At 45.3% G+C, this 15,263-nt stretch carries 12 protein-coding genes; 6 read left to right on the top strand and 6 right to left on the bottom strand.

What is annotated here, in order from left to right:
* Positions 1 to 40: 40 nt before the first annotated feature.
* The 6 genes from TY16_RS05815 to atoD form a co-directional block, all read right to left on the bottom strand.
* Entirely contained in the window at positions 41 to 1,444 is a 1,404-nt protein-coding gene (locus tag TY16_RS05815; RefSeq protein ID WP_052342612.1) for a sigma-54 interaction domain-containing protein, read from the bottom strand.
* A 234-nt stretch (positions 1,445 to 1,678) separates the two neighbouring features.
* A complete protein-coding gene (locus TY16_RS05810) occupies positions 1,679 to 2,461 on the bottom strand; it encodes a 3-hydroxybutyrate dehydrogenase (RefSeq protein ID WP_043930857.1) in 783 nt (260 codons plus the stop codon).
* A gap of 88 nt (positions 2,462 to 2,549) precedes the next feature.
* The gene (locus TY16_RS05805; RefSeq protein WP_043930856.1) at positions 2,550 to 3,980 is read right to left on the bottom strand and encodes a GntP family permease; all 1,431 of its coding nucleotides are present in this window, start codon (positions 3,978 to 3,980) and stop codon (positions 2,550 to 2,552) included.
* Between the two features lie 273 nt (positions 3,981 to 4,253).
* Positions 4,254 to 5,438: an acetyl-CoA C-acetyltransferase gene (locus TY16_RS05800; protein ID WP_043930854.1), complete on the bottom strand. Its 1,185-nt coding sequence runs from the start codon at positions 5,436 to 5,438 to the stop codon at positions 4,254 to 4,256.
* Positions 5,439 to 5,515: 77 nt separating this feature from the next.
* Positions 5,516 to 6,172 (bottom strand): 3-oxoacid CoA-transferase subunit B, encoded by a 657-nt coding sequence (locus TY16_RS05795; RefSeq protein ID WP_043930853.1) that lies wholly within the window; start codon positions 6,170 to 6,172, stop codon positions 5,516 to 5,518.
* Positions 6,172 to 6,834 (bottom strand): acetate CoA-transferase subunit alpha, encoded by a 663-nt coding sequence (gene atoD, locus TY16_RS05790; RefSeq protein WP_043930851.1) that lies wholly within the window; start codon positions 6,832 to 6,834, stop codon positions 6,172 to 6,174. Before atoD ends, TY16_RS05795 begins: the two co-directional genes overlap by 1 nt.
* Before the next feature lie 444 nt (positions 6,835 to 7,278).
* Between atoD and ilvE the strand changes: the two genes are divergently transcribed.
* From ilvE to TY16_RS05760, 6 genes are all read left to right on the top strand, one after another.
* Positions 7,279 to 8,187: a branched-chain-amino-acid transaminase gene (gene ilvE, locus TY16_RS05785; RefSeq protein WP_043930850.1), complete on the top strand. Its 909-nt coding sequence runs from the start codon at positions 7,279 to 7,281 to the stop codon at positions 8,185 to 8,187.
* 11 nt (positions 8,188 to 8,198) lie between these two features.
* Entirely contained in the window at positions 8,199 to 9,866 is a 1,668-nt protein-coding gene (gene ilvD / locus TY16_RS05780) for a dihydroxy-acid dehydratase (protein WP_043930849.1), read from the top strand.
* A gap of 381 nt (positions 9,867 to 10,247) precedes the next feature.
* On the top strand, positions 10,248 to 11,969 hold the full coding sequence (ilvB, locus tag TY16_RS05775; protein WP_043930848.1) for an acetolactate synthase large subunit: 1,722 nt from the start codon (positions 10,248 to 10,250) through the stop codon (positions 11,967 to 11,969).
* Positions 11,966 to 12,487, top strand: coding sequence for an acetolactate synthase small subunit (ilvN, locus tag TY16_RS05770; RefSeq protein WP_043930847.1), 522 nt, complete (start codon positions 11,966 to 11,968; stop codon positions 12,485 to 12,487). Before ilvB ends, ilvN begins: the two co-directional genes overlap by 4 nt.
* A 120-nt stretch (positions 12,488 to 12,607) precedes the next feature.
* Positions 12,608 to 13,621 carry a ketol-acid reductoisomerase gene (gene ilvC / locus TY16_RS05765; protein WP_043930846.1) on the top strand — a complete coding sequence of 338 codons (1,014 nt, stop codon included), beginning with the start codon at positions 12,608 to 12,610 and terminating at the stop codon, positions 13,619 to 13,621.
* Between the two features lie 80 nt (positions 13,622 to 13,701).
* Complete coding sequence (locus TY16_RS05760) at positions 13,702 to 15,249, top strand: 2-isopropylmalate synthase (RefSeq protein WP_043934534.1); 1,548 nt, start codon at positions 13,702 to 13,704, stop codon at positions 15,247 to 15,249.
* The last annotated feature ends 14 nt before the right edge of the window (positions 15,250 to 15,263 follow it).

Genomic DNA, 15,263 nt, shown 5'->3' with positions numbered 1-15,263 from the left:
CAAAAAAAAATACCAGGGATCCTGTTACCGGTCCCTGGTATTAGTTTATTGAATATTGCTTGCACTTTTCATAAAATCTCGTCTTGCCTATATTAAGGAGCTTCGCCGCCTCAACCCGATTTCCGTCTGTTAGCGCAAGCGCTGATAGAATGGCCTGTTTTTCCGCCTCCGCTATCGTTTCTTTAAGGGGCTTTACTGGTCCGGCCTTTGGTTCAGGCGAAACAGGAATCAAATCCGGGGTTACAAATTCCTGGTCCCTTAAATATAGCGGAAGGTGGACAGTCTCAATCACATTACCGTCAAGTACATTAATGGATCGTTCCAATACATTCTCAAGCTCACGAATATTTCCCGGCCAGGAATGCTGCTCGAGTATGCGAAGTACTTCAGGAGAAATTAAGATTCCCTTCCGATGGAATTTCTTTTCCAGCTTGTTAACAAGCCCCTCAGAGAGAACTTTAATATCTTCTTTTCGTTTCCGTAACGGAGGAATCTCTATTTTAATAACATTTAAACGATAATAGAGATCCTGGCGAAACTTCCCTTCCTCGACCATTTTTTCAAGGTCGCGATGAGTCGCGGTTATAATCCTCACATCGACGGGAATTGTCTTTTGACTGCCTACAGGCTGGATTTCCTGTTCTTGCAGGACACGGAGCAGTTTACTCTGCATGGCAAGCGGCATGTCACCAATTTCATCCAGAAATATCGTCCCTTTGTTGGCAAGTTGGAAAAGACCTTTCTTGCCACCCTTTTTGGCGCCAGTAAATGCGCCATCCGCATAGCCAAATAGTTCCGATTCAAGAAGATGCTCAGGAATGCTCGCGCAGTTAATTGGTACAAACGAAAAAGCAGATCGCATGCTGTTATCATGGATGGAATGCGCAAACAGCTCTTTACCTGTACCCGACTCTCCTAAAAGGAGAACTGCGGAGTTGCTGGCGGAAATCCGCCAGGCAAGTTTTTTCACCTCCATAAAGGACGGGCTTGTCCCAATAAGGTCACTAAATTCATACTTGCTGGTCAATTCCTTCTCGACTTTCTTTTTATAATATTTTAATTCGTCCACAAGATGCTGTATCTTTGTTTTATAGGTATGGAGTTCTTCTGGATTTCGGAACATGACTGTCCCCACTGCGCCGACCAATTGCCCATCCACAATAAGAGGGAATCGGTTCGCAATCATTTCGGTCCCCTTTATTTTATGGACCGCTGCAATTTCTGCCTGCCCTGTTGCTGAAACAATATGCATCCTAGTATTTTCAATAACTTCTGTAACAGGACGCTTAATTGCCTGTTCAACAGTGGTCCCCAGAAACTCACAATAGGCGTCATTAATAAAAATAATGATTCCATCACGATCCGTTACGACGATTCTCTCTGCTGAAAGGTTGATAATTTCCTCCAGCCAATCCGCAGGAATATCATCTATCCGTATACTCAACAGTTTCCCCCCTCGTTTAAAATCGTTATATTTATGATTATATCAAGTTAAAAAGGTTTTGTGGCTCAAAATGCGTTTTTTGTTAGAAAATTGGAATTGCCAAGCATGTCAATCTTTGGCATAGCAAGCGCAACAGAGTGGTTTCCTGTTAAACTATCAAAAAAATCCTGTCCGCTTTTCAGGACAGGATTTTAGTGTATTTTTTATTATTAACCTTTTTACTCTTTGCTATTCTTATTGCGCAGTATAACCACCGTCAAGAATAACAGCCTGGCCTGTGATGCCGCGGCCTTTGTCGCTTGCAAGGAAGACTGCATAATCAGCAATCTCGGATACGTCCAGCAGCCTCTTTTGAGGTACTAGCGGGTAAATAACTTCCTCAAGCACGCTTTCAAGAGGTACATTTCTTGTTTTTGCAAGATCGTTCAATTGCCCACGTACAAGAGGAGTGTCAACATAGCCTGGGCAAAGGGAGTTAACAGTGATCCCATCTGCAGCGCCTTCAAGGGCAGCTACTTTTGTCAAACCGATAACACCATGTTTTGCACTGTTATAAGCAGCTTTTCCAGCAAAACCAATTACTCCATTAATTGAAGCCATATTAATAATGCGGCCAAACTTTTGCTTCTTCATTACCGGGAATACAGTCTTGATGCCAATGAATGGAGCAGTAAGCATTACTTTAACGAGAAATTCAAACCTGTCAGTTGGGAATTCTTCAATTGGTGATACATATTGAAGGCCTGCATTGTTTATAAGCACGTCAATTCTTCCAAATTCCTCAATCGCTGAATTAAGAGCATTCTTATACGCTTCCTCATTTGTTACATCACATGGAGCAGAAAGTGCTTCATATCCTTCCTCTCTTAGCTGTGCAACAACCTGTTCGCTCTTTTCCACGTTCAAGTCCGAAATGACAACCTTTGCTCCCTCTTTTGCGAAAGTAGTTGCAATTTCAAGTCCAATCCCGCTGGCAGAACCAGTTATAAATGCTACTTTTCCTTCCAATTGTTTCATGGTGAAGCCTCCCTTAATAAATTAGCTCAAAGCTTATTTTCTGAAATACACCCTGGAGGGAGGTTGCCCCCTCCTTGGTGTGTATGAGTTAAACTAGTCCAGTCAATGTGTAAAGTGTGATGATGACAAATACTGCCAATGTCTTGATGACTGTGATAGCAAAAATATCCTTGTAGGACTGCTTATGTGTCAAGCCAGTAACAGCGAGCAACGTGATGACGGCACCGTTGTGCGGTAATGTATCCATACCGCCGGACGCCATTGCAACTACACGGTGCATAACTTCAGGGCTGATGTTTGCAGCAGCTATCGCAGCATTGTAGGTATCAGCCATCGCACCGAGTGCAATACTCATACCGCCGGATGCAGAACCTGTCACACCCGCAAGAACAGTAGTAGTTACTGCACCATTTACAAGTGGGTTAGTAAATGTCGAACCAATTGCATCACTGATTTGTGCGAAGCCAGGAAGAATCGCAATAACACCGCCGAAACCATACTCAGCACCAGTGTTCATAACAGCCAGCAATGAACCGGCGATTGCAGCATTCAGGCCTTCCTTAAATCCGAACTTAACCTTTTTGAAGTTATAAGCAAGGCTGGCAATGATACCAATACTAAGTGCCATCATGATGGACCAGATGGACATAGTGGCTGCAACATCAACCTTGTATGCATCAAGGCCGATTGCGGAAAAATCAAAACCGTTCGGATACCATTTCGGAATGTACGTAATGAACACTTTGTTTGCTACAGCAACCAGAATAAGTGGAACGAACGCAAGGATTTGTCTTGAGCGGGATTGCTCAAGATTCATCTCAGCCACAGGTTCTTCCTTTTTAGCTGCTTCTGCGGCAGCTGCATTTTCTTTTCCAAAACCAAAGTAGCCTTCACCGGCAGCCTGAGCTGTTTTCCTTCTCCATTCGAGGTAGAATAGGCCAGAAGCAAGGACAACTAGCCCACCAATAATACCAAGGGTTGGTGCTGCATAAATGTCAGTACCGAAGAAGGTCGTTGGAATAACATTTTGGATTTGCGGTGTACCCGGAAATGCATCCATTGTGAATGTAAATGCACCGAGTGCGATAGTACCAGGAATTAAGCGTTTCGGAATATCAGCCTGTTTGAAGATTTGTGCAGCAAATGGATAAATGGCAAATACAGCTACAAATAGGCTGACTCCGCTGTAAGTCAAGATTGCACCAAGTAATACGATAGTTAAAATTGCACGTTTTGCTCCGAGCCAGCTGACGATAGTCTTTGCAATCGATTCAGCGATTCCGGACATTTCAACTACTTTACCGAAAATTGCCCCCAGCAAGAAGACGGCAAAATAGTTTTTGATAAAGCCGACCATCTTTTCCATGAAGACACCGGAGAAGAATGGAAGCACATTGGCTGGTTCGATGAGCACAACAGCCAATAGGGCAGCGATCGGTGCGAACAAGATGACCGAGAAGCCCCTGTAAGCCATGAACATCAAAAGGCTTAACGAAAATAAAATAATAATTAAATCCATGTATATCCCCCTTAAAGTTTATGCAAGCCAATCCCTTCCCTTGGCAGCGTTTCCAAGAATGACTCGCATCTATCAATAATGCAAGTTTCGTGCCAATAATGGTAGAAAAATAGCAATTTTTATTTTTTATAGTTTAGGCACGTTCCTCGACTTTTAATAAATTAATTTACCAAGCTATTATGTTTTTTCCAACAACTCACAAACTATTTTTCCGGAATTCCGGAAAACCGGAAGCGCTTTCAGTTCGGAATTCCGGAATTTTTTTGGAAAATGTTAATTTTCCATTTCTACAACAGTTGCAATACCCTGTCCTCCGCCAATGCACAATGTCGCCAATCCATAACGAGAGTTTCTGCGTTTCATTTCATGCAGAAGAGTAACAAGAACACGTGCACCGCTAGCCCCAATTGGATGGCCTAGGGCAATTGCTCCCCCATTTACATTCAGCTTTTCGTTAGAAAATTTGAGTTCCCTGCCTACGCTCAGAGCCTGGGCCGCAAAAGCTTCATTTGCTTCAATTAGGTCAATATCATTCATGCTCAAACCAGCAAATTGTAGAGCTTTTTTTGTAGCAGGAACTGGTCCGATTCCCATGATGGAAGGGTCTACACCAGCTGTCCCATTGCCCCTGATAACGGCCATAGGAGTGATGCCTAGTTCTTCAGCTTTCTCCCTGCTCATCAAGACTAGAGCAGCGGCTCCATCATTGATCCCGGATGCATTTGCTGCTGTCACTGTCCCATCTTTCTTGAATGCAGGTTTTAGCTTGGAGAGCCCTTCAGCTGTTACGCCTGCACGAGGGAATTCATCTGTTTCAAAACGGATTGGATCACCTTTACGCTGCGGGATTTCAACAGCAACGATTTCATCCTTAAATCTGCCCTCATTAATTGCAGCTTCCGCCTTCTGCTGGCTCCATGCGGCAAACTCATCCTGATCTTCCCTGGTCAAACTGTACTTTTCAGCAAGGTTCTCGGCTGTAATACCCATATGGTAGTTGTTCATTGCACATTGCAGGCCATCAGCAATCATGCTGTCGATTACTTTGCCATCACCCATTCTGTATCCAGTACGTCCTTTTGGAAGCAGATAAGGGGCAAGGCTCATATTCTCCATGCCGCCAGCGACAACGATTTCAGCAGCTCCGGTTTGGATTGCCTGGGTTCCCAAATGAACAGCCTTAAGTCCTGAACCACATAATTTGTTGATAGCCATTGATGAGACTTCGATAGGAAGGCCAGCTTTAAGAGCTGCCTGGCGAGCCGGCCCTTGCCCAAGACCTGCCTGGAGTACGTTGCCCATGATTACTTCATCAACCTGGTCGCCAGGAATTCCAGCCCGGTTTAGAGCTTCTTTTATTACAATTGCTCCAAGTTCCGTTGCTGGTGTATTGCTGAGTGTTCCGCCAAACGTGCCAATTGCCGTCCTCACAGCACTTACTATTACTACATCACGCATGTTAAACTTCCCCCAAACTTATAATCTATCAGTCTCAGCCTGTACTAATAGGCTGAGACCGGTATTCTATTATATTATTATTTTGCAAGGTCCGGGCTCACCATGAATGAAGCCTCTGTTTTTTCTTCAACCATTTCCAGTGTGGCTCCATTTTGAAGCTCCTCAAGAATAAGGCCGGAATCTGTTACCCTGAATACAGCTAGCTCTGTGACAATCAGGTCAACAATACCTACGCCTGTCAATGGGAGGCGGCATTCCTTCAAGATTTTTGGAGAGCCATTTTTCGCAACATGCTCCATAGCAACAATGACTTTTTTCGCACCTGTTACAAGGTCCATTGCTCCGCCCATTCCAGGTACCATTTTGCCAGGAACCATCCAGTTGGCAAGATTCCCCTGCTCATCTACTTCAAGGCCTCCAAGGACTGTAACATCCACGTGTCCGCCGCGGATTAATTCAAATGAGAATAAGCTGTCAAAGAATGCGCCCCCCGGAAGAATCCCCGAAGGCTGGCCGCCGGCATTTACAAGATCAGGATCGATGTCGCCATCAAGCGGTCCAAGTCCTACGTACCCATTTTCCGATTGAAGGATAACGTTCACATCTTCGGGCAGATAGTTTGGCACCATGGTCGGAAGTCCGATCCCAAGGTTTACGACATCGCCATCTTGCATTTCCTTTGCGACACGTGCAGCGATTATTTGTTTTGGATTAGTTTGTTGAGATGTTGACATTATTTGTTACCTCCTCTTAACAAAATCTTATCAACGAGAATTCCTGGTGTCATAACTTCATCCGGATCAATCTCGCCTACTTCAAGTATTTTATCTACTTGTGCAATTACCACATCTGCAGCAAGAGCCATCAGCGGGTTAAAGTTACGTGCGGAACGATGGTAAACAAGGTTCCCGGCTTTATCTGCCTTATGTGCTCTTAAGATGGCAACATCAGCGCGCAGAGGCTTTTCCAACAGGTATTCACGGCCGTCCACTGTAATTTTCTCTTTGCCTTCCTCTACAACTGTACCAACACCGGTTGGAGTAAGTACACCGCCAAGACCTGAACCGCCAGCACGTACACGCTCCGCAAGTGTACCTTGGGGAACGAGTTCAACATCCATCTCGCCGGCAATCATTTGCCTTCCTGTTTCAGGATTTGTACCAATATGGGAAGCAATTACTTTTTTAACTTGGCGGTTGGATATTAGCGGGCCAACTCCAGTTTCAATAAAAGCGGTATCATTAGCGATCAGAGTGATGTCTTTAACTTCTTTTTCAATCATGACGTCCACGAGATCCTGTGGTGTCCCCACACCCATGAATCCCCCTGCCATTACAGTTACTCCATCGCGGAAAAACTGGGCGGCTTCTTGTTTTGTAATTACCTTGCTCACTATAAAAGCACCTCCGAAAAATTTTGGTGAGGTTAACTAATTGCTCACACCTTTTTATAATGCAAGAAGCGTGCCAACATAATGGACAATATAACTTCCTCATTCATCACCCCCTTAAATCAACTTAAACTGTAAAATTTGGTTTTTTTTAACACATGGATATTCATTATTTTCTTAGGTGAATAAACAACAGAAATAAAAATATTTTTCGAGGCCTCAAAACGCTGACAGGACAACAATGAAAACGCTATCAAATTTGTTTAATTATTCAGATTTTTCTGATTTGATGTGGAAATTCGCTTGATTCTTCTCGATAATGGTTGTATCATACAGAAATATCAGAAAAATCAATATACACCTAACTCTGTTTTATGTTTGTCAGAAAGTCTTACACACTTTTTTCTTATCCCAATAGCTTGAATACAAAGATTGTAAGGAGTGTTGAATTTGTCCAGCCAGTTTATCTTCTTAGATGGAAAATTTGTTAAAAAGGAAGAAGCGGTCATTTCGGTATACGACCATGGCTTCCTCTACGGAGACGGAGTCTTTGAGGGAATCCGGGTTTATAATGGGAACATCTTCAGACTGGATGCCCATATTAAAAGACTGTATGAATCAGCTCACTCCATTAGGCTTGAGATTCCGTACACCATCGAGGAATTTAAACAAATCATTGTAGAAACAGTCCGCAAAAATGAATTATCCAGCGCCTATATTAGGCCCGTTGTTTCAAGAGGAATGGGCAACCTTGGATTGGATCCTAATTCCTGCTCCAATCCGAAGGTCATCGTCATAGCTGAACCACTCGCTCTCTACCCGCAGGAATTGTACGAACGGGGCCTGAAAATTGGTTCAGTTGCAACGAGAAGAAATCGGCCAGATGTATTAAGCCCTCAGATTAAATCACTTAACTACTTAAACAATATCCTTGTTAAGCTCGAGGCAAACCAGGCCGGTTTAGATGAAGCACTTATGTTAAATGACCAGGGTTATGTCACAGAGGGCTCTGCCGATAATATTTTCATAATCAAAAATGGCGTCATCTTCACTCCTCCAGTCTATCTTGGAGCTTTGGAAGGGATTACCCGCAATGCAATAATCGAGCTTGCAAGAGACTCTGGCTACGAGGTCAGAGAGCAGCCATTTACAAGACATGATGTATATATTGCCGATGAAGTGTTCCTTACTGGTACTGCAGTTGAAGTGATTGCAGTTATAGATGTTGACACAAGGAAAATTGGCGACGGGAAACCAGGACCGATAACAAATCATCTTTTAAAAGAATTCAGGAAGTTGGTTACTGAGGACGGCGTGAAATGCTATCCGGATGTGAAACCAGAAGCAATCGTTGGGTAAGGAGGTCCATCATGCGAAGCGATATGATCAAAAAGGGAATTGACAGGGCTCCTCACCGAAGCCTTCTATATGCAACAGGAGTAAAAACTAGCGACCTTGAAAAACCCTTTATCGGAGTATGTAATTCATACATCGATATAATCCCGGGCCACAAGCATTTGAATGTTTTTGCCGAGGTTGTAAAAGAGGCAATCCGCGAAGCAGGCGGGATTCCATTCGAATTTAATACGATTGGTGTGGATGATGGTATAGCAATGGGTCATATTGGTATGCGCTACTCTCTCCCAAGCCGTGAAATAATTGCCGATAGCGCCGAAACAGTCATTAATGCCCATTGGTTTGACGGTGTTTTCTATATCCCGAATTGCGACAAAATTACACCTGGAATGCTGATGGCCGCTGCAAGGACCAACGTCCCTTCTGTTTTTGTATCAGGCGGGCCGATGGAAGCTGGCGTCTCCTCGACCGGGAAGCCTCTCTCGCTTGTCTCAGTATTTGAAGGTGTAGGTGCCTATCATAAAGGAACTATGTCCCAGCAAGAATTGTTGGATATCGAAACAAACGCATGTCCAACTTGCGGCTCATGCTCCGGGATGTTTACAGCAAACTCAATGAATTGCCTAATGGAAATGCTTGGAATGACCGTTCCGGACAACGGAACAATTGTTGCTACTTCAGATCAGCGTCATCAGCTTATCAGACAGGCAGCAAAGCATTTAATCGATATGGTTAAAAACGATGTTCGTCCGCGTGACATCATGACAAAAGAAACATTTGATAATGCCTTTGCACTCGATATGGCCATGGGCGGCTCTACAAACACCGTATTACATACATTAGCGATTGCCCATGAGGCCGGAATTGATTACGATCTTCACGAAATCAACCGTATTGCGGAAAAGGTTCCATACCTTTCAAAAATTAGTCCAGCTTCCGATTATTCGATGGAAGACGTTCATCATGCTGGCGGTGTTAGTGCTATTATTCACGAACTATGCCAGATTGACGGATTGATTTACAAAGACCAGCTAACGATTACTGGAAAAACGATTTACGAAAATGTTAAAGATGCAAAAATCACAAACGACAAGGTAATCAGAAGGAAAGAAAATCCTTATAGTCCGGTAGGTGGATTGTCCATCCTGTTTGGTAACCTGGCACCTGACGGCGGCGTTATTAAAGTGGGTGCTGTCGATCCATCAATCAAAACATTCCTTGGCGAAGCAATTGTATTTGAATCACAGGAAGATGCGCAAGCCGGGATTGACAGCGGCAAAGTAACATCCGGCCAGGTTGTGGTCATCCGGTATGAAGGGCCTAAAGGCGGGCCGGGAATGCCCGAGATGCTCGCACCAACCTCGGCGATTGCCGGGCGCGGCCTTGAAAAAGAAGTAGCTCTCATTACCGACGGACGATTTTCCGGAGCTAGCCGCGGAATCTCTGTAGGGCATATCTCCCCTGAAGCAGCCGAGGGCGGACCAATTGCATTCGTCGAAAATGGTGACTTGATAATGATTGATTTGAACGCACGTACTATTGACCTGCTAGTCGATGAGGAAGTTTTAAACGAGCGCCGTAAAAATTGGGTGAAACCCGAACCAAAAATCAAAACGGGTTACCTGGCCAAATACGCCAAGCTCGTCACCTCAGCAAGCACCGGCGGAATCATGAAGTTTTAACCTATATGAAAAATCGCAGACGGGAAAAAAGGAATAAGATTTTAGTATTCACAGAGATCCGGGGTTGCTGGAAGCCCGGAAATACTACTTATTCCGACATCGTCCCTGAGTGTTACGCCGAAAAGTTTTCTTAGTAGGCCTAGCCGGGTGTTTTCCAGCACTCGTTACTAAAACCGGAGCGGGAAGTTTCCGCTCCATGAGGCAGCAGTTGAAAGACTGTTGTGAAACCGGGTGGTACCGAGAAAAGCAAGAGCCTTTTCTCCCCGATGATACTCGCTGAAAAAATCAGCAGTGTTTTCGTGGGGGAAAAGGCTTTTTTGTTGGAACAAGCATAGTTAGAGTTGGGCGTTGAGCCAAATACAAAAAACAGGAGGTTATCACGTGAAAGTGGAAGCGATGCCGGCATTGGAACCGGCGGTAACGCCAAAGACAGGAGCCGATATCTTAATCGAATCATTGGTGAATGAAGGTGTCGATACGATTTTTGGATACCCGGGTGGTGCTGTATTGCCAATTTATGATGCCATTTACCGGGCAAAAGGACAAATACAGCATCTCTTATTCCGGCATGAACAAGGTTCCATCCATGCTGCCGAAGGTTTTGCCAGGGTCACAGGCAAACCGGGGGTTGTCATTGCTACTTCCGGCCCAGGGGCAACTAATCTGATTACGGGCATTACCGATGCGATGATGGACTCATTACCACTTGTTATTTTTACAGGCCAGGTGGCAAGCGGAGTTATCGGAACCGATGCATTCCAGGAGGCAGATATCATCGGCATCACGACTCCAATCACAAAACATAACTATCAGGTTCGCTCAATTTCAGATTTGCCAAGGATTATCAAAGAAGCTTTCCATATTGCTTCTACCGGCCGGCCAGGCCCAGTTGTAATTGATATCCCAAAAGACATCTCAAGTAATCCTGTCCATGGTGAACTGACTGACCATTTTCACTTGCCCGGGTATCAGCCAACCACAAAGCCGAATCCGCTGCAAATCATTAAGCTGGCAGATGCACTTTCCAAAGCAAAGAGGCCTGTTATCCTTGCGGGTGCCGGCATCCTGCACGGGAAGGCATCCAATGAACTGAAACAATTGGCAGAAAAATACCAAATTCCTGTAACAACTACCCTGCTTGGGCTTGGGACCTTTCCCGGGAGCCACCAGTTATCGCTTGGCATGGCGGGTATGCACGGGACTTATACAGCGAACATGGCATTGTATGAATGCGACCTGCTTCTTAATATCGGGGCACGTTTCGATGACAGGCTGACCGGCAACCTTAAACACTTTGCCCCACAAGCGGCAGTTGCCCATATCGATATCGATCCCGCGGAAATAGGAAAAAATGTACCAACAAACATCCCGATCGTTGCGGATGCGCGGGTAGCATTGGCAGAACTATTAAAACAGGAGTTTACGGTAAACCAGCATACGGATTGGTTAAGGAAGCTTGAAGATAACAAGGCTCACTTCCCGCTTTGGTATCAAAGGGACGATGAATCGATCAGTCCTCAGGAACTTATTGAAAAAGTTCATCAGTTCACCAATGGTGAGGCAATTGTTGTAACGGATGTTGGCCAGCATCAAATGTGGGCGGCCCAGTACTATACCCTTTCAGAACCTGATCGCTGGGTCACTTCCGGAGGCTTGGGCACAATGGGATTCGGGTTTCCGGCCGCAATCGGCGCCCAGCTGGCTGATCCTGAAAGGACAGTAGTTGCATTAGTCGGTGACGGTGGCTTCCAAATGACTTTGCAGGAACTTGGCGTTCTCCAGGAGAGGAACCTTCCAGTCAAGGTCGTTATAGTCAATAACGGTGCCTTGGGAATGGTTCGGCAGTGGCAGCAGGAATTTTATGGTGAACGATATTCCGAGTCCCTCCTCCCTGTCCAGCCTGATTTTGTAAAACTGGCTGAAAGCTATTCAATCAAAGGGGTAAGGATTGATTCCGAAGACCAGCTCTCAACGCTCCTTCCTGAGGCACTTGCTTTTCCAGGGCCGGTTCTGATTGATTGCCGTGTCGCCCCTGGAGAGAACGTCAATCCGATGATTGCCCCTGGTAAAGGACTGCATGAAATGATAGGAGTGAAACCATGAAACGGATCATTACAGCGATAGTCCAAAACAAAAGCGGTGTCTTAAATCGTGTGACCGGACTCCTTCAGCGGCGCCAATTCAATATTGAAAGCATTACTGTCGGCCCAACCGAAGTTGAAGGAATTTCCAAAATGACGTTAGTTGTTGAAGTTGGCGACAGCATGAAACTGGAGCAGCTGACTAAACAGCTCCACAAACAGATAGATGTACTTAAGGTCTCCGATATCACAGATAAATCGGTTGTTTCAAGGGAACTTGCTCTTATAAAGGTTTCAAGCACAGGTCATATAAGGCATGAAATCAAAGAAATTATTGAGCCTTTCCGCCCTGCCGTCATAGATGTTGCTAAGGACAGCATTACGATACAAGTAACCGGGAAGCCGGAAAAGGTGGAAGCGTTGATTGAATTATTAAGGCCATACGGAATTAAGGAAATAGCCAGAACAGGGCTGACAGCGCTGTTGCGGGGCAGCCAGCAAAACGTCTCGGAAATGCCCGCCTTTTCAATGCATAAATAGAAACGACTTGCCCTTTCTTAGCTTAGTACTACGAGCTGAGCCCGAAACGGCATCAAAGATTGTGTTCAATTAATTTTATATAAAACAAGCAAACTCAAAAACCGGAAGGATGGATGAATAATGGCAAAGGTACTTTACAATCATGACATTTTGGAAGAGGTTTTGAAAGCGAAAAAAATCGCAGTAATCGGTTACGGCTCCCAGGGCCATGCCCATGCACTGAATTTGAAAGAAAGCGGTTTTGATGTCGTTGTAGGAGTTAGGCAGGGAAGATCATGGAACAAAGCTCAGGAAGATGGGCTTGACGTACGCCCTGTTGATGAAGCTACAGCCCAGGCAGATGTAGTCATGGTTCTGCTTCCTGATGAGCAGCAGCCTAAGGTGTATCAAGAAAGCATTAAAGATAACCTTAAGCCAGGTGCAGCACTTGTTTTTGCACATGGATTCAACATTCATTTTAACCAGGTCGTCCCTCCTGCCAATGTCGATGTATTCCTTGTCGCACCAAAGGGCCCCGGCCACCTCGTACGCCGAACATACCAGGAAGGAGCCGGTGTACCCGCACTATTTGCCGTCCATCAGGACTATTCCGGCCAGGCACGGCAGATTGCCCTTGCGTATGCAAAAGGAATTGGGGCAGCACGTGCAGGGGTACTTGAAACTACCTTCCAGGAAGAGACAGAAACTGACCTATTCGGCGAACAAGCAGTACTTTGCGGCGGGCTGACCAGCCTCGTTAAAGCTGGATTTGAAACATTGACCGAGGCAGGTTACCAGCCTGAGGTCGCCTATTTTGAATGTATGCATGAACTAAAGCTGATTGTCGATTTGATGTATGAGGGCGGCCTAGAAAACATGCGCTACTCCATTTCCGATACAGCCCAATGGGGTGACTTTGTATCCGGACCTCGTGTCGTTAATGATGAAACGAAAGCAAGGATGAAAGAAGTGCTCAAAGACATTCAAACAGGCGTCTTTGCAAAGGGATGGATCCTTGAAAACCAGGTGAACCGTCCGCAATTCAATGCGATCAATGCAAAAGAAAACAACCATCCAATCGAAAAGGTCGGACGTGAACTCCGCGAGTTAATGCCTTTCGTCAAACCTCAGCAAAAGGCAAAGGTTCTTAATTAACCGCTGGAACTATTCGAGAAGGAAATTCGGCCCTTTCCCAGGGGAAGGGCCCAAGTCCAAAGAGAGGGATGGGAAAAGGAATGACCAACAATATCCTCATTTTTGATACGACTTTGCGCGATGGGGAGCAGTCGCCCGGAGTTAACCTGAACAAGCTTGAAAAATTGGAAATCGCCAAGCAGCTCGAACGCTTTGGGGTAAACGTGATGGAAGCCGGATTTCCAGCTTCGTCCCAGGGTGATTTTGATGCAGTCAGAAATATCGCCCAAACTGTTAGGAATGTTTCGGTTGCTGGCCTTGCCAGGGCTAATGTCTCTGATATTGATGTGACTTGGGAAGCACTAAAAGAAGCAGAAGCTCCCCGCCTTCATGTCTTCCTGGCCACCTCTCCCATTCACATGACATACAAGCTGAAAAAATCGCCTGAACAGGTCATAGATCTGGCAGTCGATATGGTCAGATATGGAGCGGGTAAATTCCCTTACGTTGAATGGTCCGCAGAGGATGCCTCCCGTTCCGATCTAAATTTCCTTGCTAAAATTATTGAGAAGGTAATCGATGCAGGAGCGAAAGTCATCAATCTTCCTGATACCGTTGGCTATGCAACCCCGGAAGAATATGGGCGAATGTTCAGGTATGTCAAAGAACATGTTCCTAATATTGATAAAGCAATACTTTCTGCACATTGCCATAATGACCTTGGAATGGCGGTTGCCAATTCAATGGCAGCGATTGAAAACGGGGCAACCCAGGTCGAGGGGACAATTAACGGAATCGGTGAACGTGCCGGCAACGCTGCCCTGGAAGAGTTTGCAGTCGCACTGGCAATCCGGAATGACCAATATCCATACACCACAAGCCTTGAACTGAAAGAGATTAAGAGGACAAGTGATTTGGTCCGGAAACTCACCGGGATGCCAATCGCCCCGAATAAGGCTGTTGTCGGGCAGAATGCATTCGCCCACGAATCAGGAATTCATCAGGATGGAGTGCTCAAACATGCACAAACCTATGAAATTATCACTCCATCCATGGTAGGTATTCAATCAAACGAACTCGTGCTTGGGAAGCATTCAGGGCGGCACGCCTTTAAAGACAAAATAGAACAGCTCGGTTTTGCCTTGACGGATGAAAAAATCGAGGAAGCGTTCAAGGATTTTAAATCATTGACTGATACAAAGAAAGAAGTAACCGATGAGGATCTATTTACTATCCTTACCGATATCCAGACGTCCATATCCGATTTGAAAAAGTATGACTTGCTTGCATATCAGGTCCAGTCGGGATCAATAAACCTCCCTACTGCTACGGTCGCACTTAAAACTCCGGAAGGGTTAAGAGTTGAAACCGCACGGACCGGTAAGGGGCCCGTAGAGGCTCTCTATAATACGCTTGAAGCTCTAATAAAGGAAGAAATCCATTTAAGCAGATATCAATTAAGCTCAGTTGGCCAGGGCCGTGATGCACTAGCCGAGGTCCATGTAAAAATGACCGTCAATGGTATCCCGGTGAGCGGGCGCGGCTCTTCACAAGATGTGCTTGAAGCTTCCGCAAAAGCATTCCTGAATGCAGTGAACCGGGTTTTTTACAACAAAAACTATAAAGTTATCGAAACTGTGAGTAGCTAACTGTTTAAGGGGCT

Origin of the sequence: Bacillus sp. EB01 (assembly GCF_000613125.1) — a bacterium.
Lineage (GTDB): Bacteria > Bacillota > Bacilli > Bacillales > Cytobacillaceae > Bacillus_D.
The sequence above is the reverse complement of the archived record's forward strand: the minus strand, read 5'-3'. Positions and strand labels throughout refer to the sequence as shown.

Excerpts from the sequence above, each read along its gene's own strand:
- TY16_RS05805 (WP_043930856.1), bottom strand. The coding sequence starts at position 3,980 with ATGGATTTAATTATTATTTTATTTTCGTTAAGCCTTTTGATGTTCATG.
- TY16_RS05800 (WP_043930854.1), bottom strand. The coding sequence starts at position 5,438 with ATGCGTGATGTAGTAATAGTAAGTGCTGTGAGGACGGCAATTGGCACG.
- TY16_RS05760 (WP_043934534.1), top strand. The coding sequence starts at position 13,702 with ATGACCAACAATATCCTCATTTTTGATACGACTTTGCGCGATGGGGAG.
- ilvC (WP_043930846.1), top strand. The coding sequence starts at position 12,608 with ATGGCAAAGGTACTTTACAATCATGACATTTTGGAAGAGGTTTTGAAA.
- ilvD (WP_043930849.1), top strand. The coding sequence starts at position 8,199 with ATGCGAAGCGATATGATCAAAAAGGGAATTGACAGGGCTCCTCACCGA.
- ilvN (WP_043930847.1), top strand. The coding sequence starts at position 11,966 with ATGAAACGGATCATTACAGCGATAGTCCAAAACAAAAGCGGTGTCTTA.
- TY16_RS05810 (WP_043930857.1), bottom strand. The coding sequence starts at position 2,461 with ATGAAACAATTGGAAGGAAAAGTAGCATTTATAACTGGTTCTGCCAGC.
- TY16_RS05795 (WP_043930853.1), bottom strand. The coding sequence starts at position 6,172 with ATGTCAACATCTCAACAAACTAATCCAAAACAAATAATCGCTGCACGT.